The following is a 26470-nucleotide window of genomic DNA, read 5'->3' as shown; positions in this document are numbered from 1 at the left end:
CTCCGTGCTACTTACCGGAGTTCGCCGCGTCCACCAGCGCGTCCTTCGTCACCGCTCCGACGTAGACCTTGCCGTCGTCGGTGAGGAGCGCGTTCACGATCTTCGTCTTGAAGACGGTGCCCGAGCCGAACTTGCCGGTGACCTTGTCGCCGAGGGAGTCCAGGAGCCCCTGGATCTCCTTCGGCGCTTCGTCGGTCTTGGGCGCCGGCGCCCCGCTGTCGATCTTCGCGATCGCCGTCCAGCCCTCGCCGATGACGTTCATGCCGCCCTCGCCGGAGCCGGCGCCGAAGTCGCCGAACGCGCCCTCAAGGCCCCCCGGCAGCTGGCCTTCGAAGGGGTCACCCTTCTCGCCGGCCGCCTTCTCCGCCGCGCCGTCGGTCACCTTCGCGCCCTCCGGCGCCTTGAAGGTGAAGTCGGAGGCCGCCGGCTTCGAGAAGTCGACCTTCGTGAAGCCCGCGTCGACGACGGGCTTGCCGCCCTCGACCGAGGAGAGGGTGAACTTCAGCGGGGTGCCGTTCGCCGCGTCCACCGCGATCTTCACCGACTCGACCGTCGAACCGGTCTGCTTCGGCTTGATCACCAGCTGGTACGCGTCCCGGCCGGCCACCTTCGCCGTACCGTCGACGGTGATCGACGTGGTGTCGCCCGCGGCCTTCAGGACCTCGTCCGCGAGCTGCTTGGGCGTGCCCGGGAGCTCCTTGCCCTTCGGAACCTCGTGCGCGCCCGGGGCGTCGGCGCCCGCCGGGGCCTTCTCGTGGAAGACCTCGTTGGACTTGCTGTCGTACGCCCAGACGTCGTCGCCGTTGTGGATCAGGCTGTACTCGTCGGAGCCGTCGAGCAGCGTCAGCTTCTGGCGCTCGGGGCCGTCCGCCGCGACCCGCAGGGTGTGGCTGCCGGAGACGAGCTCCGTGAGCTTCTCCGAGGGGTCCGCCGAGGAGGGCCCGCCGCCGATGCCGCCCAGGGCGGAGGTCAGGCCGCCGAGGGGCAGTCCCAGGTCGGTGGAGATCTTGAACGTGCCGGACAGCGTCTGGGTGTCCGAGGCGGCGATCTTCTCGATGAGCTGCTGAGCGGTGATCTCCGGCAGGTCGGGGTCGCCGGACGCCGCCAGCGCCGGGACCAGTCCGATGGTCGCCGCGGCCACTCCTGCCACCGCAACCGGGACGATGAACCGGCTCGCCTTACGGGTCTCTGCCATGGTCTCCCCTGCCTCCGTGCCCTTCGCGGGCCCTCTTTGGTCGATGTCTCCATCTCACCAAAGGGGAAGGGCGGAAGCGTCAGCCCGGGGGATCAACCTCACGTACTGCTTCTGGATGACCCGACCCTGAGACCGCGGGCCCGTACGGGGGACCCGGGCGGGCCGCGGCGGACGGGGGACCCGGGCGTTGCCGCGGCGGACGGGGAGGGCGTCAGCCCGCCCGGTGGACCACCGCGTCGCACATCTCCGCCAGCGCCGCCTTCGCGTAGCCGTCCGGCAGCGGCGCCAGCATGGCCCGCGCTTCCTCGGCGTACCGCACGGTGTCCCGTCGGGCCTGCTCCAGGGCCGGGTGGGCGCGCAGTCGGCGCAGGACCTCGGCGTGCCGGGTGTCGTCGCTCAGGTCGCCGTCGACGAGCTCGACGAGCTCCAGGTCCTCGGGGCGTCCGTGGGCGGCGGCCGCGGCCCGCAGGTGCAGGACGGGGAGGGTCGGGATGCCCTCGCGCAGGTCGGTGCCGGGGGTCTTGCCGGACTCGTGGGAGTCGGAGGCGATGTCGAGGACGTCGTCGGCGAGCTGGAAGGCGACGCCGAGCCGCTCGCCGTACTGGGTGAGGGTGTCGACGATGCTCTCGTCGGCGCCGGACATCATGGAGCCGAAGCGGCAGGAGACGGCGACGAGCGAGCCGGTCTTGCCGCCGAGGACGTCGAGGTAGTGGTCGACGGGGTCGCGGCCGTCGCTGGGACCGGCGGTCTCCAGGATCTGGCCGGTGACGAGGCGTTCGAACGCTTCGGACTGGATGCGTACGGCCTCGGGACCGAGGTCCGCGAGGGTGTGCGAGGCGCGGGCGAAGAGGAAGTCACCCGTGAGGACGGCGATCGAGTTGCCCCAGCGGGTGTTGGCGCTGTCGACACCGCGCCGGACGTCGGCCTCGTCCATGACGTCGTCGTGGTACAGCGTGGCCAGGTGGGTGAGCTCGACGACGACGGCGGAGGGCACGACGCCGGGCGCGTAGGGGTCCCCGAACTGGGCGGCGAGCATCACGAGCAGGGGGCGGAACCGCTTGCCGCCGGCCAGGACGAGGTGCTGAGCGGCCTCGGTGATGAAGGGGACATCGCTCTTGGTGGCGTCCAGGAGGCCCGCCTCCACTGCCGCCAACCCGGTCTGGACATCGGCCTCAAGAGCCTGGTCCCGCACGCTAAGACCGAACGGCCCGACGACGGTCACGAGGGGGTCTCCTGTCTGCTGACGCCTGCTGACGTTCCCACGAATCGTTCACACGTTTACTGAGGTTCACGCTGACGATCACATGGATTGTCGATGTGTCGCTCGATTCACTCAAGCCAGCGTATCCGGTCACCTTTCGATCACCGTGGGCGCCTTCCCGTCACCCCCGGTATGTTCGGGATCAGCTGATACGACCAGGAGTGGGCCTTTTGTCCCGAACAACGATCGACACCGATACGAACGGCGAGCAGCCTCCCCCCGAGGACGACCGCGCCTTCCTCGGGCATCCACGGGGTCTGCTGACACTCTCCGGCCTGGAGGTCTGGGAGCGGTTCTCGTTCCTCGGCATGCAGGCGATCCTCGTCCTCTACTTCGCCGCGGCCGTCTCCGACGGCGGACTCGGCATGGCGCCGGGCACCGCCGCCTCGGTCTCCGCCGCCTACGGCACCCTCGTCTACCTGGTCTCGGTGGCCGGCGGCTGGCTCGCCGACCGCATCCTCGGCTCGTACCGCGCGGTCCTCTGGGGCGGCATCCTGATCGCCTGCGGGCACTACGCGATGGCCGTGCCGACGGCCGCCATGACCTGGGTCGGCCTCGGCCTCATCAGCGCGGGCACCGGACTGCTCAAGCCGAACGTGGCGACCATGGTCGGCAAGCTGTACCGCACGGACGACGACCGCCGGGACGCCGGTTTCGCGCTCTACTACATGGCGATCAACATCGGCGCCTTCGCCGGCCCGCTGATCACCGGCTGGCTCGCCGACCACAAGGGCTACCACTGGGGCTTCTCGGCCGCCGCGCTCGGCATGACGCTCGGCCTGATCCAGTACGTCGCGGGCCGCCGTCACCTGGCCGGACGCAAGCACTCCGCCGAGTTCGCGCTCGCCCCCGAGGCCATGCGGCAGGCGGTCCGGCTGATGATCGGCGGCGCGGTCGTCGTGGCCGTCGTCGCCACGGGCCTCGCGCTCGCCGGCTGGCTGACCATGGACCGGTTCGTGGACGTGCTGACCGTGATCTCGGTGATCGCGCCGGTCGTCTACTTCTGGGTGATGTTCACCAGCCCCCGGGTCACGGCCGAGGAGCGCGGCCGCCTCAAGCCGTACGTCGTGCTGTTCCTGGCCTCGGTCGTCTTCAACTTCATCCTCTTCCAGGCGTACTCGACGATGATCCTGCTGGCGTCCACCAACGCCCGTACGACCATCCTCGGCTTCGACTTCCCCGCGAGCTGGTACGCCTCCGCCCTCGGCGCCTTCGAGGTGGCCCTGGCGCCCGTCGTGGCCGCCGTCTGGGCCCGGATGGGACCCAGACAGCCGCACGTCTCCCACAAGATCGCCTTCGGGGTGATCCTCGGCGGTCTGTCGTTCCTGCTGATGGTCCTGCCGACCTCCGGGCACGCCGACGACACGTACCAGATGGCCGCCTGGTGGATCGTCGGCTCGTACCTGCTGCTCGGCCTCGGCGACGTGCTCCTGGAGACCTCCGGGATGTCCGCCACCAGCAAGCTCGCCCCGAAGGCCTTCTCCAGCCAGACCATGTCGCTCTGGTTCCTGTCCCTGGCGCTCGCCAACGGCATCCAGGCGCAGACCGTGAAGCTCTACGACGATGTCTCCAAGCCCGTCTACTTCGGCGTGAACGGCGCCGTGGCCGTCGCCGTCGGCCTCGTCGTGATCGCCCTGGCGCCCTGGCTGCGCCGCACCATGCACCCCGTCCACTGAGGCAGCCGCGAGGCACCCGACGTATCCGAGGTATCCGCGATGAAGATCCGTACCGACTTCCCGTACGAGACCGGTCACGAGGACATCCGCATCCCGCTGCCGGACGGAACCGAGCTGTACGCGCGCGTGTGGCGGCCGCTCACCGACGAGCCCGTACCGGCGCTCCTGGAGTACCTGCCGTATCGCCTCACCGACTGGACGGCGCCCCGCGACTGGCAGCGCCACCCCTGGTACGCGGGCCACGGCTACGCCTCCGTACGCGTCGACGTCCGCGGCCACGGCAACAGCGAGGGCCTCCCCGGCGACGAGTACGACCCGGTCGAGCTCGCCGACGGCGTGGCCGTCGTGAACTGGCTCGCCGAGCAGCCCTGGTGCACCGGCAAGGTCGGCATGTTCGGCATCTCCTGGGGCGGCTTCAACTCGCTCCAGATCGCCGCCCTCGCCCCCGAGCCGCTCAAGGCGATCGTCACCGTCTGCTCCACCGACGACCGCTACGACAACGACGTCCACTACATGGGCGGCTCGGTCCTCGCCGTCGACATGCACGCCTGGGCCGCCACCATGCTCGCCTTCGTCTGCCGCCCGCCCGACCCGCGGTACGTGGGCGAGGAGTGGCGTGCGCTGTGGCTGAAGCGACTGGAGGCCGTGGAGCCGTTGCTGCACACCTGGCTCTCCCACCAGACCCGCGACGCGTACTGGCGACACGGCAGCGTCTGCGAGGACTACGGCGCGATCCGGGCCGCCGTCCTCGCTGTCGGCGGCTGGCACGACCCGTACCGCGACACCGTCCTGCGGCTCGCCCAGCACCTCCCCCAGGACCGGGTGCGCGGCATCATCGGCCCCTGGTCGCACCAGTACCCGGACCGCGGGCTGCCCCCCGGCCCGGCCATCGGCTTCCTCCAGGAGACCCTGCGCTGGTGGGACCACCACCTCAAGGACGTCGACAACGACGTGATGGCCGAGCCGATGCTGCGCTCCTGGATCAGCGACTCGCATCTGCCGGCCACGGTGTACGAGGAGCTGCCGGGCCGCTGGGTCACCGACCCCGCCTGGCCCTCCCCGAACGTCGCCCCCGTCACGTACGCCTTCCAGGGCGTGCCGGTCGTGGTCGACTCGCCGCAGCAGACCGGGCTCGACGCGGGCCGCTTCTTCCCCTTCGGGAACGACGCCGACCTGCCGCCCGACCAGCGCGACGAGGACGCCCACTCGGCCTGCTTCGACTTCCCGGTCCCGGAGGACGGCGGCCCCGTCGAGATCCTCGGCCGCCCGTCGGTGAGCCTCGCCCTGCGCACGGACGCCCCGACCGGTCAGGTCATCGCCCGGCTCTGCGACATCGCACCCGACGGCTCCTCCACCCTCGTCACCCGCGGCGTGCTGAACTTCTCCGCCCGCTACGGCCGCGACCGGGCCGTCGAGGCCCAGGTCGGCGAGTGGGAGAGCTTCGTCTTCGAACTGAACGGCATCGGCCACGCCTTCGCGCCCGGCCACCGGGTGCGCCTCAGTGTCTCCTCCGCGTACTGGCCGTGGATCTGGCCGCAGCCGGACGCGGCGGGCTTCACCCTCGACCCGGCGGGCTCCTCCCTCACCCTGCCGGTACGCCGCCCCACCCAGGACGCCGTCGAGTGGGAGGAGCCGGAGCAGTCGGAGCCGCTCGGCGTGGCCTACCCGCGCACCCTGGAGGAGCCCCGCCCGGAACGGGTGGTGGTCAGGGACGTGGCGAAGGGCGAGTGGCGGCTGGAGGTCGACCCGAAGTACGGGGGTACGCGCGTGTACCCGGACGGCCTGGAGTTCACCGAGGACGCGGTGGAGACGTACACGATCGACGAGAGCGGTCCCCTGTCCGCCCGGACGAGCTCGGAGTGGGCGATCAGGCTGCACCGCCCGGAGATGGCCTGGGACGTCACGGTCGACACCCGCTCGGAGATCACCTGCGACGCGGACGCGTTCTTCACGACGAACGAGGTGGTGTGCAAGGAGGGCGGGGAGGTCGTCTTCCACCGGACGTGGGAGAAGACGATCCCCCGTACGGCGGGCTGAGGGCACGCCGTACGGGGGATCGGGGAAGGCTGCGACCGGTTACGCGTTCGTGCCGGCCTTGCGGCGGCGGGCGATCACCAGCGCGCCGGCGCCGAGGGCGACGGTCGCGGCGGCCGCGAGGCCGAGCTGGGTGAGGTTCTCGTTCGCACCGGTGGCGGCCAGGTTGCCCTTCACCGGGGTGTTCGAGGAACCGCCCTGCTGGGTGGTGTTGTCGTTGCCACCGGAGGTGACGGTCGGCGCCGGGGTGGGCGTCGCGGTGGTCTCCGACGGGGTCGGCTTCGGCTTGTCGGTCTTGGCCGCGAGGATGTCGAACTCGGTCTGCGCGAACTGCTCGCTGCCGCCGCAGTCACCGTCGAACTTCTCGTACGAGCCGAAGCTGAAGGCCGCACCCTTGCCCGCGGGGGCGTCGGCGGCGACCGTGAGGCGGAGCTTCACGTCGTAGTGGCCGCCCTTGACGAGCTTGCCGACCTCGATGGAGTCGAGCACGTCGGTGAGAGAGGTCCACTCCAGGTTGTCGGCGGAGGACCACTCGACGGGGATGACCCTCTTGGCGAAGTCCGTCTCGTCGTCGATGACCTCGCCGGGCTCGGGGAGACGCATGGCGTTGACGGAGGCGTTGACCTCCTCCAGGGTCCGATCGGAGGTGTTGCTCACGCGCAGCGAGAAGGAGGCGCTCTGGCCGGCGGTGACCGTCTTCGGGCCGCTCAGCGCGACCCTGAGGGACTTGAGGGTGTCCTCCTCGTCGCACTCGCCGAAGCCGCCCTCCTCGAACTCCTCCAAGGCCTTCTCGGCGGCGGCGAGCTCCTGCTCGGCCACCTTGATCTGGCCCTTGAGGAGCTCGGTCTTCCGGGTCATGTCGACCAGCTCGTCGTCACGAGCGGTGTCGGCCTTCGCCAGGCGGGCGTCGGCGGCGACCTTGGCCGTGACGGCCTCGGCGACCTTCGACTCCGCCGCCGTGACGGCCTCGGTCGCGGCGGTCTTCTGCTCGGGGGTGGCGGCCGGGTCGGCCTCCAGCTTCGCCAGGGCGTCCTTGGCGGCGGCGAGCGCGGTGTCGGCGGTGGTCTTGGCGGCCTCGGCGTCCTCGACGGCCTTCTTCGCGGCGTCGTACTCGGCCTTCACGGCGGGAGAGACGTTGTGCGCCAGGATGTCGTCGACCAGCGCATCGCGCTCGGCCTTGAGCGCCTTCACCTTCTCCTCCGCCTTCGTGACGGCGGCGAGAAGCTTCTCGTACTCGGCGAAGTCGGGGTCTTCGTCCTCGTCACCCGGCGTGGTCTTTTGCGTCGACGCGGGCGTCGGCTTCGTGTCGGCGAAGGCGGGCGCGGCCGAGAGGAACACGACCGGGGTGGTCACAGCGGCGGCCACGGCGGTCGCGAGAATGCGACGAATCTTCACAGTGCGGGACCCTTTTCCTGGTCAGGGTAAGGAAGAAAGAAATGCGGGGCGCGCGCCTGCGGCAACCTCACGCGGCGCGATACCACCGTGATCGTATGGCCAGGAACGGCCGTTCGGGAGAGCTGTTTTCGCAGCTCGGAGCGGGGCCCGGCGCCCTTCGGCCACGTAAAGCAGGCAAAGCCCGACAGTTGCCCACGGAGGCCGCACTTTCTGTGTGATCCATGTCATCCGCGCCCGGCGACCCGCCCCGTAACGTGTCCCCCACACCCGTGGAAAGCGAGGCAAGCACCGATGTCCGAGCACAGCCCGCTCGACCTGGCCGAGGGCGATCCCTTCGGCCCGCACAACCTCCCGTACGGCGTCTTCTCGACCGCCGACGAGCCCGACCGGCGCCGCCTCGGCGTCCGGATCGGCGGGCACGTGCTGGACGCGGGTGCCGCGGCGCACGCGCTCGGCTCCCCGTACGCGGCACTTCTGGACCGGTCGAGCCTCAACCCGCTGCTCGCGGCCGGACGGACCGCCTGGCGTGACGTCCGTCGGGCGCTCACCGCCTGGGTGACGGTGCCCGCGCACCGGGCGGACATCGAGCCGCTGCTGCACCCGCTGGACGAGGTGACGCTGCACCTGCCGTACGAGGTCGCGGACTACGTCGACTTCTACGCGAGCGAGCACCACGCGACGAACGTGGGCCGGATCTTCCGCCCCGACGGCGACGCGCTCACCCCCAACTGGAAGCACCTGCCGATCGGTTACCACGGCCGCGCGGGCACGGTCGTGGTCTCCGGCACCGATGTCGTACGCCCTTCGGGACAGCGCAAGGCCCCGACGGACCCGGCCCCGGTCTTCGGTCCCTCCGTCAAGCTGGACATCGAGGCGGAGGTCGGCTTCCTGGTCGGCACCCCCTCGGAGCTGGGGAAGCCGGTCGCGCTCAACGACTTCCGGGAGCACGTCTTCGGTCTGACGCTGCTCAACGACTGGTCGGCGCGGGACGTGCAGGCCTGGGAGTACGTGCCGCTGGGCCCGTTCCTCGGCAAGTCGTTCCAGACCTCGGTGTCGGCGTGGGTGACGCCCCTGGAGGCGCTGGACGCCGCCCGGACCGCCCCGCCCGCACGGGACTTCCCGCTGCTCCCGTACCTGGACGACGCGGCCGAGGAGGAGCCGGGGGGCTTCGACGTCCGGATCTCGGTGGAGATCAACGGCGAGGTCGTGGCCGAGCCGCCGTTCTCCACCATGTACTGGACGGCCGCCCAGCAGCTCGCCCACATGACGGTGAACGGCGCCTCGCTGCGCACGGGTGACCTGTACGGCTCCGGGACGGTCTCCGGGCCCGAGGTGAACCAGCGCGGCTCGCTCCTGGAGCTCACCTGGAACGGCCGCGACGCGATCGAACTCGCCGGTGGTAAGCGGACGTTCCTGGAGGACGGCGACGAGGTCGTCATGACGGCCTGGGCTCCGGGCCCGGACGGCACTCGGGTGGCGCTGGGCGAGGTCCGGGGCCGGATCGCTCCTTCCGCGTGACTACAGGAGCCGCCAGAGCGCGGGGACGTTCGGCGGCTCCCAGCCGGTCTGGCCCGTGTGTGCCTGCAGGCACACATAGGCCGGGCCGCCGTACGTGACCCTGTCCCCCGCCCGGTAGGCGGTTCCGGCGGCCCAGCCGCCGCCGGGCGGCGCGGTGGTCGCGGTGGCCGTCGGGGTGGGGCTCGGACCGGGGTCCTGCGGCACGTTCAGGACGAAGTCGAAGGCCGCCTCCTTGGCGGCGCCCGCGTCCCGCACGCTCATGAGGAGCCGGGAGTCGAAGATGCTGTCGGTGTTGTTGCGGGGCTCGCCCGGGAAGTACAACTGGGTGGTGAGCACCGGGCGCCCGGGGGCCTGCACCTTGACATGGATGTGCCGGGTGCGGCCCGGGTAGAGGCCGGGGACGATCGTGCTGAGCTTGAACGCGCCCTGCGTGTCGGTGAATTGGTGCCCGCGGAACCGGAAGCCGGTGTTGTCGTAGGCGCCGTTGGTGTCGGCCTGCCAGAAGTCGAGCAGGACGCCCGCTATGGGCCGGCAGGCGAGCCCGAAGACATAACCGCTGACGGTCAGCCGGACGCCTACCGTGCCGACCTCCAACAGGCTTGCCCTCAGCGGTGAGTTGGGCTTGAAATAGGGGCCTTCGGTCTGCTGCGGGGTGGGGTCGTCGCCGTCGTCGCACTCCGGCGTGAGCGCGGGTGCCGCCTCGCCGGCGGTGAGGGTACGGGCCAGTGCCGGTACGCCCATGAGGACCGCGGGCGCCGCCATCCCGGCCGCGAGCGCGGCCCGCAGTACCGCCTTGCGGGTGATGTGTCCGGTCGTGGTCTCGTTCTCCATGCCTGCCTGCTCCTCGTGTGGGGGGCTGGGGGGATCGGCATTGAACCTAGGCGGACCGGGCGCCGCCTTCGATGGACTCATCGCGGCGGTCGTGGTGTTTGTCGTGGTCTTCACTGTGGCGCTTGTCGTGATGTTCTCCGTGGTGCTTCCGGAAGTCTCCGGGGCTCCGGCCCGTCTCGCGGCGGAAGAAGCGGCAGAAGTACGCGGGGTCGTCGAATCCGACACGGGCCGCCACCTGACGGATCGACAGCCCCGTGCCCAGCAGCAGGCGTTGGGCCTCCCGGGCGCGGGCCTCGCGCAGCAGGGCGCCGGGGGTTCTGCCGGTGGCGGCCCTGACGGCCTCGGCGAGATAGCCCGGGGTGACTCCGATCAGCTCGGCGCACTCCCGTACGGTCCGGCCCTCCGCTCCGGTACGGGCGAGCAGCCCGGCGAACTCCTCGGCGACGGCGGCGGGCCTGCCGGGCGGTGGCGCGTGGGTGCCGGGGCCGCCGAGCCGGGCCGTACGGATCAGGAGGACGTGCAGCAGGGAGCGCAGGACGGTCGCGAAGCCGTCGGCGCCGTGCCCGTACTCCTCGATGAGTTCGGCCATCAGGCGGCCGGTACGCGCGTGCGTGGGCCCGTCGAGGGTGAGCCAGGGGTGTTCGCCGAGGCGGCGCAGGAGGTCCCGGTCGCCGGGGTGGTCGAGGAGGAAGTCCTCGGTGAAGAGGACGACGCTGCCGTCGAGGCCGTCGGCGTCCTCCCAGTGGTGCAGCTGTCCGGGGAGGATCAGGCCCAGGTGGGGCGGGTGGAGTGCCCAGCGGGCGAGGTCCACGACATGGGTGCCGGTGCCGGCGGTGACGTGGACGATCTCGTAGAAGGTGTGCCGGTGCGGGAAGGCCGCGCGGGACATGGGGCCGATGGTGTCGAAAGTCCCGGCGGCGAAGGGAACCTGGTCGGGGAGCCGGACCTGCAGGCGGTGCATGGGCGGGTCGCCGGCTCTGGGGGCGGTGCACGGGGTCCCTGGTAAGGCGGTCGTGCCGCTCATGGCGCGGCTCCCCTCTCCTCGACTGGTACGGGCGACTGGTACAGACCATTGGGGTGGCTCACACGATGGCACGGACACCTCCGACGGGTCACCCCCGCGTACGCCGAAGGGCCCGGCTCGCCCCCGAGCCGGGCCCTTCTCGCGTACGGCCGGAGCTACCGGACGAACACGCTCGCCTGGTTCGCCAGGTCCAGGAAGTACTGCGGCGCCAGGCCGAGGACCAGCGTGACCGCCACACCCGCCGTGATCGTGACCGTCGTCAGGGCCGAGGGCACGGCGACCGTGGGGCCGTCCGCCTTCGGCTCGCTGAAGAACATGAGCACGATCACCCGGATGTAGAAGAACGCGGCGATCGCCGAGGAGATCACACCGACCACGACGAGCGCGCCCGCGCCGCCCTCCGCCGCCGCCTTGAAGACCGCGAACTTGCCCGAGAACCCGGAGGTCAGCGGGATGCCGGCGAAGGCGAGCAGGAAGACCGCGAAGACCGCCGCGACGAGCGGCGAACGGCGTCCGAGCCCGGCCCACTTGGAGAGGTGAGTGGCCTCGCCGCCCGCGTCCCTGACCAGGGTGACGACGGCGAAGGCGCCGATCGTCACGAAGGAGTAGGCACCCAGGTAGAAGAGGACGGACGAGATCCCGCTCGGCGTGGCCGCGATGACACCCGCGAGCAGGAAGCCCGCGTGCGCGATCGACGAGTACGCCAGGAGCCGCTTGATGTCGGTCTGGGTGATGGCGACGATCGCACCGCCCAGCATGGTGACGATGGCGACGCCCCACATGACCGGCCGCCAGTCCCAGGTGAGGCCCGGCAGCACCACGTACAGCAGGCGGAGCATCGCGCCGAACGCGGCGACCTTGGTCGCGGCGGCCATGAAGCCGGTGACCGGGGTCGGGGCGCCCTGGTAGACGTCCGGGGTCCACATGTGGAACGGCACGGCGCCGACCTTGAAGAGGAGCCCGGCGAGGACCATCGCGAAGCCGATGAGGAGCAGTGCGTCGTTGCCCATGGTGTCGGCGAGCGCCGGGTTCACGGAGCCGATCGAGCCGTCGACGACCTGGGCGATGGTGGCGTACGAGACGGAGCCCGCGTAGCCGTAGAGCAGGGCGATCCCGAAGAGCAGGAAGGCCGAGGAGAAGGCGCCGAGCAGGAAGTACTTGACGGCCGCCTCCTGCGACATCAGCCGCTTGCGGCGGGCGACGGCGCAGAGCAGGTACAGCGGGAGGGAGAAGACCTCCAGGGCGACGAAGAGCGTCAGGAGGTCGTTGGCGGCCGGGAAGACGAGCATGCCGGCGATGGCGAAGAGGGCGAGCGGGAAGACCTCGGTGGTGGTGAACCCGGCCTTGATCGCGGCCTTCTCGTGGTCGCTGCCGGGGACGGCGGCGGCCTCGGCGGCGAAGGAGTCGACCTTGTGGCCGTGGTCGGCCGGGTCGAGCCTGCGCTCGGCGAAGGTGAAGATCGCGACGACGGAGGCGAGGAGAATGGTGCCCTGGAGGAAGAGGGCGGGTCCGTCGACGGCGATGGCGCCCATGGCCGCGATGTGGGCCTTGGTGGAGCCGTACCCGCCGGCCGCGAGGCCGACGATGGCGGCGAAGGCGGCAACGAGTGCCACGACGCTGAGGAAGAGCTGGCTGTGGTAGCGGCCCTTGCGGGGCACGAAGGCCTCGACGAGGACGCTGATGATCGCGGCGCCGAGCACGATGAGTACGGGCGAGAGCTGGACGTACTCGATGTGGGGTGCCGGGATCTTGTCCAGCGGCTCGGCAGCAGTCGTCCACAGGCTGTGGACAGAGGATGCGACGGCGGATGCACTCACTTGGCCGCCTCCACTTCTGGCTGGGGGTCCTTCTGCTGGACGTCGGACATGGTGTGCTGCACGGCCGGGTTGACCACGTCCGTCAGCGGCTTCGGGAAGACCCCGAGGAAGATCAGGACGGCGATCAGCGGGACGACCACCGCGAGTTCACGCACCCGCAGGTCGGGCAGCTCCCGTACCTCCTCCTTCACCGGCCCGGTCATCGTCCGCTGGTACAGGACGAGGGTGTAGAGCGCGGCGAGGACGATGCCGGTGGTGGCGATGACGCCGGCCACCGGGTAGCGGGCGTACGTGCCGACCAGGACCAGGAACTCGCTGACGAACGGCGCGAGTCCGGGCAGCGACAGGGTCGCCAGACCGCCGATGAGGAAGGTGCCGGCGAGCACCGGGGCGACCTTCTGCACACCGCCGTAGTCGGCGATGAGCCGCGAGCCGCGCCGGGAGATCAGGAAGCCGGCGACGAGCATCAGGGCGGCCGTCGAGATGCCGTGGTTGACCATGTAGAGCGTGGCACCGGACTGGCCCTGGGTGGTCATCGCGAAGATGCCCAGGATGATGAAGCCGAAGTGCGAGATCGACGCGTAGGCGACCAGGCGCTTGATGTCCCGCTGGCCGACGGCGAGCAGCGCCCCGTAGACGATGCTGATGAGGGCGAGGACGACGATCGCCGGGGTGGCCCACTTGCTGGCCTCGGGGAAGAGTCCGAGGCAGAAGCGGAGCATCGCGAAGGTGCCGACCTTGTCGACGACGGCGGTGATGAGGACGGCGACCGGGGCGGTCGCCTCTCCCATCGCGTTCGGCAGCCAGGTGTGCAGCGGCCAGAGCGGTGCCTTCACCGCGAAGGCGAAGAAGAAGCCGAGGAACAGCCACCGCTCGGTGCTGGTCGCCATCTCCAGCGAGCCGTTGGCGCGCGCCTCGGCGATCTCGGTGAGCGAGAAGTTCCCCGCGACCACGTAGAGCCCGATGACGGCGGCCAGCATGATGAGGCCGCCGACCAGGTTGTAGAGGAGGAACTTGACGGCCGCGTACGAACGCTGGGCCGCCGCGTTCTCGTCGGAGCCCGCGTGGGCGCGGTCGCCGAAGCCGCCGATGAGGAAGTACATCGGGATGAGCATGGCTTCGAACAGGATGTAGAAGAGGAAGACGTCGGTGGCCTCGAAGGAGAGGATCACCATCGCCTCGACCATGAGGATCAGGGCGAAGAAGCCCTGGGTCGGGCGCCACCGCTTGGAGGAGGTCTCCAGCGGGTCGGCGTCGTGCCAGCCGGCGAGCACGATGAACGGGATCAGCAGGGCGGTGAGCGCGATGAGCGCCACCCCGATGCCGTCGACCCCGAGCTCGTAGCGGACGCCGAAGTCCTTGATCCAGGAGTGGGACTCGGTCAGCTGGTACCGGTCGCCGCCGGGCTCGAACTGTGCCCAGACGACGGCGGCGAGCACGAGCGTGGCGAGCGAGACCAGCAGCGCCAGCCATTTGGCGGCGGTGCGGCGGGCGGCGGGGACGGCGGCGGTGAGGATCGCACCGACCGCCGGAACCGCTGCCGTCACCGTAAGGAGCGGGAAGGACATGGAAGTTACACCGCCCTCATCAGCAGGGTCGCGGCGATCAGCACCGCCGTACCTCCGAACATGGAGACCGCGTACGAGCGGACGTAGCCGTTCTGGAGCTTGCGCAGCCGACCGGAGAGTCCGCCGACGGATGCCGCGGTGCCGTTGACCACGCCGTCGACCAGGGAGTGGTCGACGTAGACGAGCGAGCGGGTCAGGTGGGTGCCGCCGCGGACGAAGACGGCGTGGTTGAAGTCGTCCTGGAGGAGGTCGCGGCGGGCGGCCCGGGTGAGGAGCGAGCCGCGCGGGGCGACGACCGGGACGGGCTTGCGCCCGTACTGGACGTACGCGAGGCCGACGCCGATCACCATGACGGCGACGGTGGCGGTGGTGACGGTGGCGGCGCTGAGCGGCGAGTGGCCGTGGGCGAAGCCGGTGACCGGCTCCAGCCACTCGACGAAGCCGGCGAACTCGAAGAAGGCACCTGCGGCGACCGAGCCGACGGCGAGCAGGACCATGGGGATGACCATGGACTTGGGCGACTCGTGCGGGTGCGGCGGATTGCCGTCCGCGTCGGGCTGCCAGCGCTTCTCGCCGAAGAAGGTCATCAGCATCACGCGGGTCATGTAGTACGCGGTGATGGCCGCGCCGAGCAGGGTGACCGAGCCGAGGATCCAGCCCTCGGTGCCGCCCTTGGCGAAGGCCGCCTCGATGATCTTGTCCTTGGAGAAGAAGCCGGACAGGCCGGGGAAGCCGATGATCGCGAGGTAGCCGAGGCCGAAGGTGACGAAGGTGACCGGCATGTACTTTCGCAGGCCGCCGTACTTCCGCATGTCGACCTCGTCGTTCATGCCGTGCATGACCGAACCGGCGCCGAGGAAGAGCCCGGCCTTGAAGAAGCCGTGGGTCACCAGGTGCATGATCGCGAAGACGTAGCCGATGGGGCCGAGGCCGGCGGCCAGGATCATGTAGCCGATCTGCGACATCGTCGAGCCGGCGAGGGCCTTCTTGATGTCGTCCTTCGCGCAACCGACGATCGCACCGAAGAGGAGCGTGACGGCGCCGACCACGGTGACGACGAGCTGGGCGTCCGGGGCGGCGTTGAAGATGTCGGCGGAGCGGACGATCAGATAGACACCGGCGGTCACCATCGTGGCCGCGTGGATGAGGGCCGAGACCGGGGTCGGGCCCTCCATCGCGTCCCCGAGCCAGGACTGCAGCGGCACCTGGGCCGACTTGCCGCAGGCGGCGAGGAGCAGCATCAGACCGATCGCGGTCAGCTTGCCCTCGCTGGTCTCGCCGGTCGCCCCGAGCACCGGCCCGAAGGCGAAGGTGCCGAAGGTGGTGAACATGATCATGATGGCGATGGAGAGGCCCATGTCGCCGACCCGGTTGACCAGGAAGGCCTTCTTCGCGGCGGTGGCCGCGGTGGGCTTGTGCTGCCAGAAGCCGATCAGGAGGTACGAGGCGAGGCCGACGCCCTCCCAGCCGAAGTACAGGAGCAGGTAGTTGTCGGCGAGGACGAGCAGGAGCATCGCCGCGACGAACAGGTTGAGGTAGCCGAAGAAGCGGCGGCGGCGCTCGTCGTGCTCCATGTATCCGATGGAGTAGACGTGGATGAGCGTGCCGACCCCGCTGATCAGCAGGACGAAGGTCATCGACAGCTGGTCGAGCTGGAAGGCCATGTCCGCCTGGAAGCCCTCGACGGGGATCCAGGTGTAGAGCCGCTGGTGCAGGGCCCGGTCGTCGGCGCTCTTGCCGAGCATGTCGGCGAAGAGCGCCAGGCCGATGGCGAAGGAGGCGGCCGCGAGGAGCGTGCCGATCCAGTGTCCGACCTTGTCGAGGCGCCGTCCGCCGCACAGCAGGACGGCCGCGCCGAGCAGGGGTGCCCCGATGAGCAGCGCAATGAGATTTTCCACGGTCAGCCCCTCACAGCTTCATCAGGCTGGCGTCGTCGACCGAGGCCGAGTGGCGGGCACGGAAGACGGACACGATGATCGCGAGCCCGACGACGACCTCCGCGGCGGCGACGACCATCGTGAAGAAGGCGATGATCTGGCCGTCGAGGTTTCCGTGCATGCGGGAGAAGGTGACGAACGCGAGGTTGCAGGCGTTGAGCATCAGCTCGACGCACATGAAGACCACGATCGCGTTGCGCCGGATCAGCACCCCGACCGCACCGATGGTGAACAGCAGGGCGGCGAGGTACAGGTAGTTGACGGGGTTCACCGGGTGGCCTCCTCTTCGTCCCGGTCCCGGCCGAGGCGCTCCTCGGAGCGCTGCTCCAGGGCCTTGAGGTCGGCGAGCGCCTCGGTGGACACGTCCCGGATCTGGCCCCGCTTGCGCAGGGTCTGCATGACGGTGAGCTCCGCCGGGGTGCCGTCGGGCAGCAGACCGGCGATGTCCACGGCGTTGTGCCGGGCGTAGACGCCGGGCGCGGGCAGCGGCGGCACGTGCGTGCCCTCGCGTACGCGCTGCTCGGAGAGTTCGCGCTGGGTGGCGGCCCGCTCGGTGCGCTCGCGGTGGGTGAGCACCATCGCGCCGACGGCGGCGGTGATGAGGAGGGCGCCGGTGATCTCGAAGGCGAAGACGTACTTGGTGAAGATGAGGGCGGCGAGGCCCTCGACGTTTCCGCCGCGGGCGCTGTTGGCGGCGCCGAGTCCGGCGAACTCCGTGAGCGAGGCGTTGCCGATGCCGGCGGCGAGCAGGACGCCGAAGCCGAGACCGCAGATGGCGGCCCACCAGCGCTGGCCCTTGATGGTCTCCTTCAGCGAGTCCGCGGCCGTGACACCGACCAGCATGACGATGAAGAGGAAGAGCATCATGATCGCGCCGGTGTAGACGACGATCTGGACGATGCCGAGGAAGTACGCGCCGTTGGCGAGGTAGAAGACCGCCAGGATGATCATCGTGCCGGCCAGCGACAGGGCGCTGTGCATGGCTTTCTTCATCAGGATCGTGGCGAGGGCGCCGACGACGGCGACGGTGCCGAGGACCCAGAACTGGAAGGCCTCGCCGGAGGACGTCGCGTAGGCCGCGAGGTTCGCGCTCATGCGTCCACCTCTTCCGGTGAGCCGTTCTCCCCCTTGGACACGGCGACCTGGCGGACGGTCCCGGGTGCGGCTCCTTCGACGAGCCCCCGGTAGTAGTCCTGCTCGGTCATGCCCGGGAAGATCGCGTGCGGGCTGTCGACCATGGTGTCCTCAAGGCCCGCGAGGAGCTGCTCCTTGGTGTAGATCAGGTTCTCGCGGGAGGAGTCGGCCAGTTCGAACTCGTTGGTCATCGTCAGCGCCCGGGTGGGGCAGGCCTCGATGCAGAGTCCGCAGAGGATGCAGCGGGCGTAGTTGATCTGGTAGACGCGGCCGTACCGCTCGCCGGGGGAGTAGCGCTCCTCCTCCGTGTTGTCCGCGCCCTCGACGTAGATGGCGTCGGCGGGACAGGCCCAGGCGCACAGCTCGCAGCCGATGCACTTCTCCAGACCGTCGGGGTGACGGTTGAGCTGGTGCCGGCCGTGGAAGCGGGGCGCCGTCGTCTTCTCCTGCTCCGGGTACTGCTCGGTCAGCCGCTTCTTGAACATGGCCTTGAAGGTCACGCCGAAGCCGGCCACCGGATTCTGGAAATCAGACACCGTCCGTCTCCTTTCCATCACTCGCAGTAGCAGTATCGGGGGCGCCACTGACAACGAGGTCCCGGTCGTGCCGCGGCCTGCGCCGGGGCACGGGCGGCAGGGACTGTCCGGGCTTGGGCGGTACGGGGAAGCCTCCGGCCATCGGGTCGAAGGAGCGGGTGTCCTCGGGTGCGGGTGCGGCGGCCTTCGCCTTCCGGTCGCGGAACACGTCGACCACGAAGGAGAGCAGCAGCAGTCCGAGGACGGCTCCGGCGACGTACAGGACGATGTTGCCGAAGGCGATGTTCTCGTTCCGCAGCGCACGGACGGTGGCGACCAGCATCAGCCAGACCACGGAGACCGGGATGAGGACCTTCCAGCCGAGCTTCATCAGCTGGTCGTAGCGGACGCGGGGCAGGGTGCCGCGGAGCCAGATGAAGAAGAAGAGGAGCAGTTGCACCTTGATGACGAACCAGAGCATCGGCCACCAGCCGTGGTTCGCGCCCTCCCAGAAGGTGGAGATCGGGTACGGGGCCCGCCAGCCGCCCAGGAAGAGGGTCACCGACACGGCCGAGACCGTCACCATGTTCACGTACTCGGCGAGCATGAACAGCGCGAACTTGATGGACGAGTACTCGGTGTTGAAGCCGCCGACGAGGTCGCCCTCGGACTCCGGCATGTCGAAGGGAGCGCGGTTGGTCTCGCCGACCATCGTGACGATGTAGATGATGAACGAGACCGGCAGCAGGATCACGAACCAGCGGTCCGCCTGCGCCTCGACGATCGCCGAGGTCGACATCGACCCGGAGTAGAGGAAGACGGAGGCGAAGGCCGCGCCCATGGCGATCTCGTACGAGATCATCTGCGCGCAGGAGCGCAGACCGCCGAGGAGCGGGTAGGTGGAACCGGAGGACCAGCCGGCGAGGACGATGCCGTAGATGCCGACGGAGGCGACCGCGAGGACGTACAGCATCGCGATCGGCAGGTCGGTGAGCTGCATCGAGGTGCGGTGGCCGAAGATCGAGACCTCGTTGCCGGCCGGTCCGAAGGGGATCACGGCGATCGCCATGAACGCCGGGATGGCGGCGATGATCGGGGCGAGGACGTAGACGACCTTGTCGGCCTTCTTGACGATCACGTCCTCCTTGAGCATCAGCTTGACGCCGTCCGCGAGGGACTGGAGGAGGCCCCAGGGGCCGTGCCGGTTGGGGCCGACGCGCAGCTGCATCCAGGCGACGACCTTGCGCTCCCACACGATGGAGAAGAGCACGGTGATCATCAGGAAGGCGAAGCAGAAGACGGCCTTGATCAGGACGAGCCACCAGGGGTCCGTGCCGAACATGGACAGGTCTTCTGCGGCGAGCGGCGTGGTCATGCCTGCACCTCCGTGACATCGACGGGGCTCGGGGTCGCCGGGCCGATGCGGACCAGGTCGCCGGGGTGGGCGCCGGTGTCGGAGAGGACGCCGCGGCCGGCGGAGTTCAGCGGGAGCCAGACGACGCGGTCGGGCATCTCGGTGACCTGCAGCGGGAAGGCGACGGAGCCCGCGGGGCCGGTGACTTCGAGCGTGTCGCCGTCCTTGACGCCGGTGTCGGCGGCGGTGGCGGCGGAGAGCCGGGCGACCGCCGCGTGCCGGGTGCCGGCGAGTGCGGTGTCGCCCTCCTGGAGCCGGCCGAGGTCGAGCAGCATCCGGTGCCCGGCGAGGACGGCCTCGCCGTCGCCGGGCCGGGCCGCGGCCTGACCGGGTTCGACGGGCTCGGAGGCCCGCTCCTCGGTCCAGCCGGCGAGGCGGTCGAGTTCCCGGCGTACGGCCCTGAGGTCGGGCAGGCCCAGGTGGGCGTCGAGGGCGTCGGCGAGCATGTGGAGGACGCGCGTGTCCGACGGGGCCAGGGGCCGGGTCATCTGCTCGGGCTTGAGCGCGGCCTCGAACATCCGGGCCCGGCCTTCCCAGTTGAGGAAGGTGCCGGGCTTCTCGGCGACGGCGGCGACCGGGAGGACGACGTCGGCGCGGTCGGTGACCTCGCTGGGCCGCAGTTCCAGGGAGACGACGAAGGCCGCGTCGAGCGCTTCACGCGCGCGTGCCGGGTCCGGGAGGTCGGAGACCTCGACCCCGCCGACGAGCAGGGCGGCGAGTTCGCCGGTGGCGGCGGCCTCCAGGATCTGGCCGGTGTCGCGGCCGTAGCCGTGCGGGAGTTCGCGGACGCCCCAGACGGCGGCGACCTCCTCACGCGCGCGGGGGTGGGTCGCGGGCCGGCCGCCGGGCAGCAGCGCCGGGAGCGCTCCGGCCTCGACCGCTCCGCGTTCGCCGGAGCGGCGCGGGATCCACACGAGCAGGGCGCCGGTGGCGGCGGCGGTGCGCAGGGCGGCGGTCAGGGCGCCGGGGACTCCGGCGAGGCGTTCGCCGACGACGAGGACGGCGCCTTCCGTGCGGAGGGCCTCGGCGGCGGCGAGTCCGTCGCCTTCGAGGCCGACCCGGGAGGTGAGCGCGTCGAGCCACTCGGTCTCGGTGCCGGGGGCGGCGGGCAGCAGGGTGCCGCCCGCCTTCTCCAGGCCGCGGGTGGCGAAGGCGGCGACCGCGTAGGTCTTCTGGCCGTGCTTGCGCCAGGCCTTGCGGAGCCGCAGGAAGACGCCGGGGGCTTCCTCCTCGGACTCCAGGCCGACGAGGAGGACGGCCGGGGCGGCTTCGAGCGAGGTGTACGTGACGCCCGTGCCGTCCAGGTCGCGGCCGCGTCCGGCGACGGCGGAGGCCAGGAAGTCGGCCTCCTCGCCGGAGTGGATCCGGGCCCGGAAGTCGATGTCGTGGGTGTCGAGGGCGACCCGCGCGAACTTGGCGTACGCGTAGGAGTCCTCGACGGTCAGCCTGCCGCCGGTGAGGACGCCGGTACGGCCGCGGACGAGTCCGAGGGCGGCCGCTTCCAGGGCCTCGGGCCAGGAGGCGGGCTCCAGTTCACCGGTTCCGGGGTTGCGGACGAGCGGGGTGGTGAGCCGGTCGCGCTGCTGGGCGTACCGGAAGCCGAAGCGGCCCTTGTCGCAGATCCACTCCTCGTTGACCTCCGGGTCGTCGGCGGCGAGCCGCCGCATGACCTTGCCGCGCCGGTGGTCGGTGCGGGTGGCGCAGCCGCCGGCGCACTGCTCGCACACCGACGGCGAGGAGACGAGGTCGAAGGGTCGGGAGCGGAAGCGGTAGGCGGCCGAGGTGAGGGCGCCGACCGGGCAGATCTGGATGGTGTTGCCGGAGAAGTACGACTCGAAGGGGTCGCCCTCGCCGGTGCCGACCTGCTGGAGGGCGCCGCGCTCGATGAGTTCGATCATCGGGTCGCCGGCGACCTGGTTGGAGAAGCGGGTGCAGCGGGCGCACAGGACGCAGCGCTCGCGGTCGAGGAGCACCTGGGTGGAGATCGCTACGGGCTTCTCGTAGGTGCGCTTGACGCCCTCGAAGCGGGACTCGGCCTGTCCGTGGGACATGGCCTGGTTCTGCAGGGGGCACTCGCCGCCCTTGTCGCAGACGGGGCAGTCCAGCGGGTGGTTGACGAGCAGCAGCTCCATCACACCGTGCTGGGCCTTCTCGGCGACGGGGCTGGTCAGCTGCGACTTCACCACCATGCCGTCGGTGCAGGTGATGGTGCAGGAGGCCATCGGCTTGCGCTGGCCCTCGACCTCGACGATGCACTGGCGGCAGGCGCCGGCGGGGTCGAGGAGCGGGTGGTCGCAGAAGCGCGGGATCTCGATGCCGAGCTGTTCGGCGGCGCGGATGACCAGGGTCCCCTTGGGGACGGAGATCTCGATGCCGTCGATCGTCAGGGAGACGAGGTCTTCCGGTGGTACGGCCGGGCTGCCGCCGCCGGCGGGCTGGGGCGTGGTGACGGTCATGCGGTCACCTCCTTGTGGTTGTCCGCCCAGGCGGTCGACTTGGCCGGGTCGAAGGGGCAGCCGCGGCCGGTGATGTGCTGCTCGTACTCCTCGCGGAAGTACTTGAGCGAGGAGAAGATCGGCGAGGCGGCGCCGTCGCCGAGGGCGCAGAACGACTTGCCGTTGATGTTGTCGGCGATGTCGTTGAGCTTGTCGAGGTCGGACATCTTGCCCTTGCCGGCCTCGATGTCGCGGAGCAGCTGGACGAGCCAGTAGGTGCCTTCGCGGCAGGGTGTGCACTTGCCGCAGGACTCGTGGGCGTAGAACTCGGTCCAGCGGGTGACGGCCCGGACGACGCAGGTGGTCTCGTCGAAGCACTGGAGTGCCTTGGTGCCGAGCATCGATCCGGCGGCGCCGACGCCCTCGTAGTCGAGGGGCACGTCGAGGTGCTCGTCGGTGAACATGGGGGTGGAGGAGCCGCCGGGGGTCCAGAACTTGAGCCGGTGGCCGGGGCGCATGCCGCCGCTCATGTCGAGGAGCTGGCGCAGGGTGATGCCGAGGGGGGCCTCGTACTGGCCGGGCGAGACGACGTGCCCGGACAGCGAGTACAGCGTGAAGCCCGGGGACTTCTCGCTGCCCATCGAGGTGAACCACTCCTTGCCCCGGTTGAGGATCGCGGGAACGGACGCGATGGACTCGACGTTGTTCACCACAGTGGGGCAGGCGTACAGACCGGCGACCGCGGGGAAGGGCGGGCGCAGCCGGGGCTGGCCGCGGCGCCCTTCGAGCGAGTCGAGGAGCGCGGTCTCCTCGCCGCAGATGTACGCGCCGGCGCCGGCGTGCACGGTGACGTCCAGGTTCAGTCCGCTGCCGAGGATGTCCCGGCCGAGGTAGCCGGCGGCGTACGCCTCGCGGACCGCCTCGTGGAGGCGGCGCAGGACGGGGACGACTTCGCCGCGCAGGTAGATGAACGCGTGCTCGGAGCGGATCGCGTAGCAGGCGATGATCATTCCCTCGATGAGGGAGTGCGGGTTGGCGAAGAGGAGGGGGATGTCCTTGCAGGTGCCGGGCTCGGACTCGTCGGCGTTGACGACGAGGTAGTGCGGTTTGCCGTCGCCCTGCGGGATGAACTGCCACTTCATGCCGGTGGGGAAGCCCGCGCCGCCGCGTCCGCGGAGGCCGGATTCCTTGACGTACGCGATGAGGGCGTCGGGGCTCATCGCGAGGGCCCGCCTGAGCCCCTGGTATCCCTCGTGCCGCTCGTAGGTCTCCAGGGTCCAGGAGTCGGGCTGGTCCCAGAAGGCGGAGAGGACGGGCGACAGGAGCTTCTCGGGGCTGCTGTTGTTGATCTCGGCGGCCAAGGTCATCACTCCCCCTCCTGACCGGAGGTCTCACCGCGCGGGTGGACGATTCGGTGGTGCGGCTGCTCGCCCTTGGCGAGGCGGAGCCCGACGAGGGAGGCGGGGCCCGCGCCGCCGGTGGCCTCGACGGCGCCGGGACGCTCGTCGGGGAAGCCGGCGAGGATGCGGGCGGTCTCCTTGAAGGTGCAGAGCGGGGCGCCGCGGGTGGGTTCGACGGTCCGGCCGGCCCGCAGGTCGTCGACCATCTGCTTGGCGGACTCGGGGGTCTGGTTGTCGAAGAACTCCCAGTTGACCATCACCACGGGGGCGAAGTCGCAGGCCGCGTTGCACTCGATGTGTTCGAGGGTGATCTTGCCGTCGTCGGTGGTCTCGTTGTTGCCGACGGCGAGGTGCTCCTTGAGCTCCTCGAAGATGGCGTCGCCGCCCATGACCGCGCAGAGCGTGTTCGTGCAGACGCCGACCTGGTAGTCGCCGGAGGGCTTGCGCCGGTACATCGTGTAGAAGGTGGCGACTGCGGTGACCTCGGCGGTGGTCAGGCCGAGGAGTTCGGCACAGAACCGCATGCCGGTACGGGTCACGTGGCCCTCCTCCGACTGCACGAGGTGCAGCATCGGCAGGAGTGCGGAGCGGGAGTCCGGGTAGCGGGCGATGATCGCCTTCGCGTCCTCGGTCAGGCGCTCGTGGACCTCGGCCGGATACGCGGGGGCGGGCAGCTGGGGCATCCCCAGGCTGACGTTCTCCGTCATCGGTCGACGCCTCCCATCACGGGGTCGATGGAGGCGACGGCGACGATGACGTCGGCGACCTGGCCGCCCTCGCACATCGCGGCCATGGCCTGGAGGTTGGTGAAGGACGGATCGCGGAAGTGGACCCGGAAGGGGCGGGTTCCGCCGTCGGAGACGACGTGCACGCCGAGCTCGCCCTTGGGCGACTCGACGGCCGCGTAGGCCTGCCCTGCGGGGACCCGGAAGCCCTCGGTGACCAGCTTGAAGTGGTGGATCAGGGCCTCCATGGAGGTGCCCATGATCTTCTTGATGTGGTCGAGGGAGTTGCCGAGGCCGTCGGGGCCGAGCGCGAGCTGCGCGGGCCAGGCGATCTTCTTGTCGCCGACCATGACCGGACCCGGGGCGAGGCGGTCGAGGCACTGCTCGACGATCCGGAGCGACTGCCGCATCTCCTCCAGGCGGACGAGGAAGCGTCCGTAGGAGTCGCAGGTGTCGGCGGTCGGGACGTCGAACTCGTAGTTCTCGTAGCCGCAGTACGGGTCGGTCTTGCGCAGGTCGTGCGGGAGGCCCGCGGAGCGCAGGATCGGTCCGGTGGCGCCGAGCGCCATGCAGCCGGTGAGGTCGAGGTAGCCGACGTCCTGCATGCGGGCCTTGAAGATGGGGTTGCCGGTGGCGAGCTTGTCGTACTCCGGCAGGTTCTTCTTCATGGTCTTCACGAACTCGCGCACGGCGTCGACGGCGCCGGGCGGCAGGTCCTGGGCGAGGCCGCCGGGGCGGATGAACGCGTGGTTCATGCGCAGGCCGGTGATCAGCTCGTACAGGTCCAGGATCATCTCGCGGTCCCGGAAGCCGTAGATCATGATCGTGGTGGCGCCGAGCTCCATGCCGCCGGTGGCGATGCACACCAGGTGGGAGGAGAGCCGGTTGAGCTCCATCAGCAGGACGCGGATGACGCTGGCCCGGTCCGGGATCTGGTCGGTGATGCCGAGCAGCTTCTCCACGCCGAGGCAGTACGCCGTCTCGTTGTAGAACGAGGTGAGGTAGTCCATGCGCGTGACGAAGGTGGTGCCCTGCGTCCAGGTCCGGTATTCGAGGTTCTTCTCGATGCCGGTGTGGAGGTAGCCGATGCCGCAGCGGGCCTCGGTGACGGTCTCGCCGTCGATCTCCAGGATGAGCCGGAGCACGCCGTGGGTGGACGGGTGCTGGGGGCCCATGTTGACGATGATGCGCTCGTCGTCGGCCTTCGCGGCGGACTGGACGACCTCTTCCCAGTCGCCGCCGGTCACCGTGTAGACGGCGCCTTCTGTCGTCTCGCGGGGAGACGCATGGGAAGTGCTCACGAGTACGACCTCCGCTGGTCCGGAGCCGGGATCTGGGCGCCCTTGTACTCGACGGCGATGCCGCCGAGGGGGTAGTCCTTGCGCTGCGGGTGGCCCTGCCAGTCGTCCGGCATCATGATCCGGGTGAGGGCGGGGTGGCCGTCGAAGACGATGCCGAAGAAGTCGTACGTCTCGCGCTCGTGCCAGTCGTTCGTCGGGTAGACGGCGACGAGCGACGGGATGCGCGGGTCGGCGTCGGGCGCCGAGACCTCCAGGCGGATCAGCCTGCCGTGGGTGAGCGAGCGCAGGTGGTAGACGGCGTGCAGCTCGCGGCCCTTGTCCCCCGGGTAGTGGACGCCGGAGACGCCGGTGCACAGCTCGAAGCGGAGCGCCGGGTCGTCGCGGAGCGTGCGGGCGACGCGGACGAGGTGCTCGCGCTCGATGTGGAAGGTCAGCTCGTCGCGGTCGACGACCGTCCTCCCGATGGCGTTCTCGGGGAGCAGGCCCTGCTCCTCCAGCGCGCCCTCGAGTTCGTCGGCGACCTCGTCGAACCAGCCGCCGTAGGGGCGGGAGGCCGCGCCGGGGAGCCGGATCGAGCGGACGAGTCCGCCGTAGCCGGAGGTGTCGCCGCCGTTGTTGGCGCCGAACATCCCGCGCTGGACGCGGACCTCCTCGCCGTGCTCCCCGCGCTGCCCCGGCAGGTTCTGCGCGCTGAGGTCCTTCTCGGGGTTTGGTGTCTCGTCGCTCACCGGAGCAGACCCTTCAGTTCAATCGTCGGCAGCGCCTTGAGCGCCGCTTCCTCCGCCTCCCGGGCCGCCTCCTCGGCGTTCACGCCGAGCTTGGAGGTCTGGATCTTCTGGTGGAGCTTGAGGATCGCGTCGAGCAGCATCTCCGGGCGCGGCGGGCAGCCGGGCAGGTAGATGTCGACCGGCACGATGTGGTCGACGCCCTGGACGATCGCGTAGTTGTTGAACATGCCGCCCGAGGAGGCGCAGACACCCATGGAGATGACCCACTTGGGGTTGGGCATCTGGTCGTAGACCTGCCTCAGGACGGGCGCCATCTTCTGGCTGACCCGGCCGGCGACGATCATCAGGTCGGCCTGGCGCGGTGAGCCGCGGAAGACCTCCATGCCGAAGCGGGCCAGGTCGTACCGGCCGGCTCCGGTGGTCATCATCTCGATGGCGCAGCATGCGAGGCCGAAGGTCGCGGGGAACACGGACGCCTTGCGCACCCAGCCCGCGGCCTGTTCGACCGTCGTCAGCAGAAAGCCGCTCGGGAGTTTCTCTTCGAGTCCCATAGGTGCCCCTC

General features: G+C 70.3%; 21 protein-coding genes. 3 read left to right on the top strand and 18 right to left on the bottom strand.

Annotation, left to right across the window (positions count from 1 at the left end; all coding sequences use genetic code 11):
- Positions 1-7 precede the first annotated feature (7 nt).
- A complete protein-coding gene (locus tag OG514_RS16365; protein ID WP_266895255.1) occupies positions 8-1195 on the bottom strand; it encodes a sigma-E factor regulatory protein RseB domain-containing protein in 1188 nt (395 codons plus the stop codon).
- 211 nt (positions 1196-1406) lie between these two features.
- Positions 1407-2417: a polyprenyl synthetase family protein gene (locus OG514_RS16360; protein WP_266895253.1), complete on the bottom strand. Its 1011-nt coding sequence runs from the start codon at positions 2415-2417 to the stop codon at positions 1407-1409.
- Between the two features lie 209 nt (positions 2418-2626).
- On the opposite strand from OG514_RS16360, the gene OG514_RS16355 reads away from it, so the two are divergent.
- A complete protein-coding gene (locus OG514_RS16355) occupies positions 2627-4132 on the top strand; it encodes a peptide MFS transporter (protein WP_266895251.1) in 1506 nt (501 codons plus the stop codon).
- Positions 4133-4171: 39 nt separating this feature from the next.
- The gene (locus OG514_RS16350; RefSeq protein ID WP_266895249.1) at positions 4172-6169 is read left to right on the top strand and encodes a CocE/NonD family hydrolase; all 1998 of its coding nucleotides are present in this window, start codon (positions 4172-4174) and stop codon (positions 6167-6169) included.
- Positions 6170-6208: 39 nt separating this feature from the next.
- Here OG514_RS16350 and OG514_RS16345 read toward each other — a convergent pair whose 3' ends face one another.
- Positions 6209-7561, bottom strand: coding sequence for a hypothetical protein (locus OG514_RS16345; RefSeq protein WP_266895247.1), 1353 nt, complete (start codon positions 7559-7561; stop codon positions 6209-6211).
- 291 nt (positions 7562-7852) lie between these two features.
- On the opposite strand from OG514_RS16345, the gene fahA reads away from it, so the two are divergent.
- On the top strand, positions 7853-9079 hold the full coding sequence (fahA, locus tag OG514_RS16340) for a fumarylacetoacetase (protein ID WP_266895245.1): 1227 nt from the start codon (positions 7853-7855) through the stop codon (positions 9077-9079).
- Here the strand turns inward: fahA and OG514_RS16335 are convergent, their stop codons facing one another.
- The 15 genes from OG514_RS16335 to OG514_RS16265 all read right to left on the bottom strand — a co-directional run bounded on the left by OG514_RS16335 (position 9080) and on the right by OG514_RS16265 (position 26459).
- Entirely contained in the window at positions 9080-9910 is an 831-nt protein-coding gene (locus OG514_RS16335; RefSeq protein ID WP_266895243.1) for a carbohydrate-binding protein, read from the bottom strand. It lies immediately after the preceding gene.
- 46 nt (positions 9911-9956) lie between these two features.
- Positions 9957-10934 (bottom strand): helix-turn-helix domain-containing protein, encoded by a 978-nt coding sequence (locus tag OG514_RS16330; protein ID WP_266895241.1) that lies wholly within the window; start codon positions 10932-10934, stop codon positions 9957-9959.
- A gap of 155 nt (positions 10935-11089) precedes the next feature.
- Positions 11090-12751, bottom strand: a complete 1662-nt coding sequence (gene nuoN / locus OG514_RS16325; RefSeq protein WP_266895239.1) for an NADH-quinone oxidoreductase subunit NuoN — start codon at positions 12749-12751, stop codon at positions 11090-11092.
- Positions 12748-14319, bottom strand: a complete 1572-nt coding sequence (locus tag OG514_RS16320; RefSeq protein ID WP_266895237.1) for an NADH-quinone oxidoreductase subunit M — start codon at positions 14317-14319, stop codon at positions 12748-12750. The genes nuoN and OG514_RS16320 overlap by 4 nt, the downstream gene beginning before the upstream one ends.
- Before the next feature lie 5 nt (positions 14320-14324).
- A complete protein-coding gene (nuoL, locus tag OG514_RS16315) occupies positions 14325-16217 on the bottom strand; it encodes an NADH-quinone oxidoreductase subunit L (protein WP_266895235.1) in 1893 nt (630 codons plus the stop codon).
- A gap of 10 nt (positions 16218-16227) precedes the next feature.
- A complete protein-coding gene (nuoK, locus tag OG514_RS16310) occupies positions 16228-16527 on the bottom strand; it encodes an NADH-quinone oxidoreductase subunit NuoK (protein WP_189800457.1) in 300 nt (99 codons plus the stop codon).
- Positions 16524-17351, bottom strand: coding sequence for an NADH-quinone oxidoreductase subunit J (locus tag OG514_RS16305; protein ID WP_266895230.1), 828 nt, complete (start codon positions 17349-17351; stop codon positions 16524-16526). Before OG514_RS16305 ends, nuoK begins: the two co-directional genes overlap by 4 nt.
- Positions 17348-17944 carry an NADH-quinone oxidoreductase subunit NuoI gene (gene nuoI, locus OG514_RS16300; protein ID WP_266895229.1) on the bottom strand — a complete coding sequence of 199 codons (597 nt, stop codon included), beginning with the start codon at positions 17942-17944 and terminating at the stop codon, positions 17348-17350. The genes OG514_RS16305 and nuoI overlap by 4 nt, the downstream gene beginning before the upstream one ends.
- The gene (gene nuoH / locus OG514_RS16295; RefSeq protein WP_266895228.1) at positions 17919-19280 is read right to left on the bottom strand and encodes an NADH-quinone oxidoreductase subunit NuoH; all 1362 of its coding nucleotides are present in this window, start codon (positions 19278-19280) and stop codon (positions 17919-17921) included. The genes nuoI and nuoH overlap by 26 nt, the downstream gene beginning before the upstream one ends.
- Positions 19277-21775: an NADH-quinone oxidoreductase subunit G gene (locus OG514_RS16290; RefSeq protein WP_266895226.1), complete on the bottom strand. Its 2499-nt coding sequence runs from the start codon at positions 21773-21775 to the stop codon at positions 19277-19279. The genes nuoH and OG514_RS16290 overlap by 4 nt, the downstream gene beginning before the upstream one ends.
- On the bottom strand, positions 21772-23124 hold the full coding sequence (nuoF, locus tag OG514_RS16285; protein WP_266895225.1) for an NADH-quinone oxidoreductase subunit NuoF: 1353 nt from the start codon (positions 23122-23124) through the stop codon (positions 21772-21774). Before nuoF ends, OG514_RS16290 begins: the two co-directional genes overlap by 4 nt.
- Complete coding sequence (nuoE, locus tag OG514_RS16280; RefSeq protein ID WP_266895224.1) at positions 23121-23861, bottom strand: NADH-quinone oxidoreductase subunit NuoE; 741 nt, start codon at positions 23859-23861, stop codon at positions 23121-23123. Before nuoE ends, nuoF begins: the two co-directional genes overlap by 4 nt.
- A complete protein-coding gene (locus OG514_RS16275) occupies positions 23858-25180 on the bottom strand; it encodes an NADH-quinone oxidoreductase subunit D (RefSeq protein WP_266895222.1) in 1323 nt (440 codons plus the stop codon). The genes nuoE and OG514_RS16275 overlap by 4 nt, the downstream gene beginning before the upstream one ends.
- Entirely contained in the window at positions 25177-25908 is a 732-nt protein-coding gene (locus OG514_RS16270; protein WP_266895220.1) for an NADH-quinone oxidoreductase subunit C, read from the bottom strand. The genes OG514_RS16275 and OG514_RS16270 overlap by 4 nt, the downstream gene beginning before the upstream one ends.
- On the bottom strand, positions 25905-26459 hold the full coding sequence (locus tag OG514_RS16265; RefSeq protein ID WP_024756031.1) for an NADH-quinone oxidoreductase subunit B family protein: 555 nt from the start codon (positions 26457-26459) through the stop codon (positions 25905-25907). The genes OG514_RS16270 and OG514_RS16265 overlap by 4 nt, the downstream gene beginning before the upstream one ends.
- Between the last annotated feature and the right edge of the window lie 11 nt (positions 26460-26470).

This window comes from Streptomyces sp. NBC_00572 (assembly GCF_026341815.1).
Taxonomy (GTDB): Bacteria; Actinomycetota; Actinomycetes; order Streptomycetales; family Streptomycetaceae; genus Streptomyces.
This window is presented reverse-complemented; position numbering and strand designations above follow the sequence as displayed.

Excerpts from the sequence above, each read along its gene's own strand:
- OG514_RS16330 (WP_266895241.1), bottom strand. The coding sequence starts at position 10,934 with ATGAGCGGCACGACCGCCTTACCAGGGACCCCGTGCACCGCCCCCAGA.
- OG514_RS16320 (WP_266895237.1), bottom strand. The coding sequence starts at position 14,319 with ATGTCCTTCCCGCTCCTTACGGTGACGGCAGCGGTTCCGGCGGTCGGT.
- nuoI (WP_266895229.1), bottom strand. The coding sequence starts at position 17,944 with ATGGAAAGGAGACGGACGGTGTCTGATTTCCAGAATCCGGTGGCCGGC.
- nuoH (WP_266895228.1), bottom strand. The coding sequence starts at position 19,280 with ATGACCACGCCGCTCGCCGCAGAAGACCTGTCCATGTTCGGCACGGAC.
- OG514_RS16335 (WP_266895243.1), bottom strand. The coding sequence starts at position 9,910 with ATGGAGAACGAGACCACGACCGGACACATCACCCGCAAGGCGGTACTG.
- nuoE (WP_266895224.1), bottom strand. The coding sequence starts at position 23,861 with ATGACGGAGAACGTCAGCCTGGGGATGCCCCAGCTGCCCGCCCCCGCG.
- OG514_RS16365 (WP_266895255.1), bottom strand. The coding sequence starts at position 1,195 with ATGGCAGAGACCCGTAAGGCGAGCCGGTTCATCGTCCCGGTTGCGGTG.
- OG514_RS16305 (WP_266895230.1), bottom strand. The coding sequence starts at position 17,351 with ATGAGCGCGAACCTCGCGGCCTACGCGACGTCCTCCGGCGAGGCCTTC.
- OG514_RS16290 (WP_266895226.1), bottom strand. The coding sequence starts at position 21,775 with ATGACCGTCACCACGCCCCAGCCCGCCGGCGGCGGCAGCCCGGCCGTA.
- fahA (WP_266895245.1), top strand. The coding sequence starts at position 7,853 with ATGTCCGAGCACAGCCCGCTCGACCTGGCCGAGGGCGATCCCTTCGGC.
- OG514_RS16350 (WP_266895249.1), top strand. The coding sequence starts at position 4,172 with ATGAAGATCCGTACCGACTTCCCGTACGAGACCGGTCACGAGGACATC.
- OG514_RS16265 (WP_024756031.1), bottom strand. The coding sequence starts at position 26,459 with ATGGGACTCGAAGAGAAACTCCCGAGCGGCTTTCTGCTGACGACGGTC.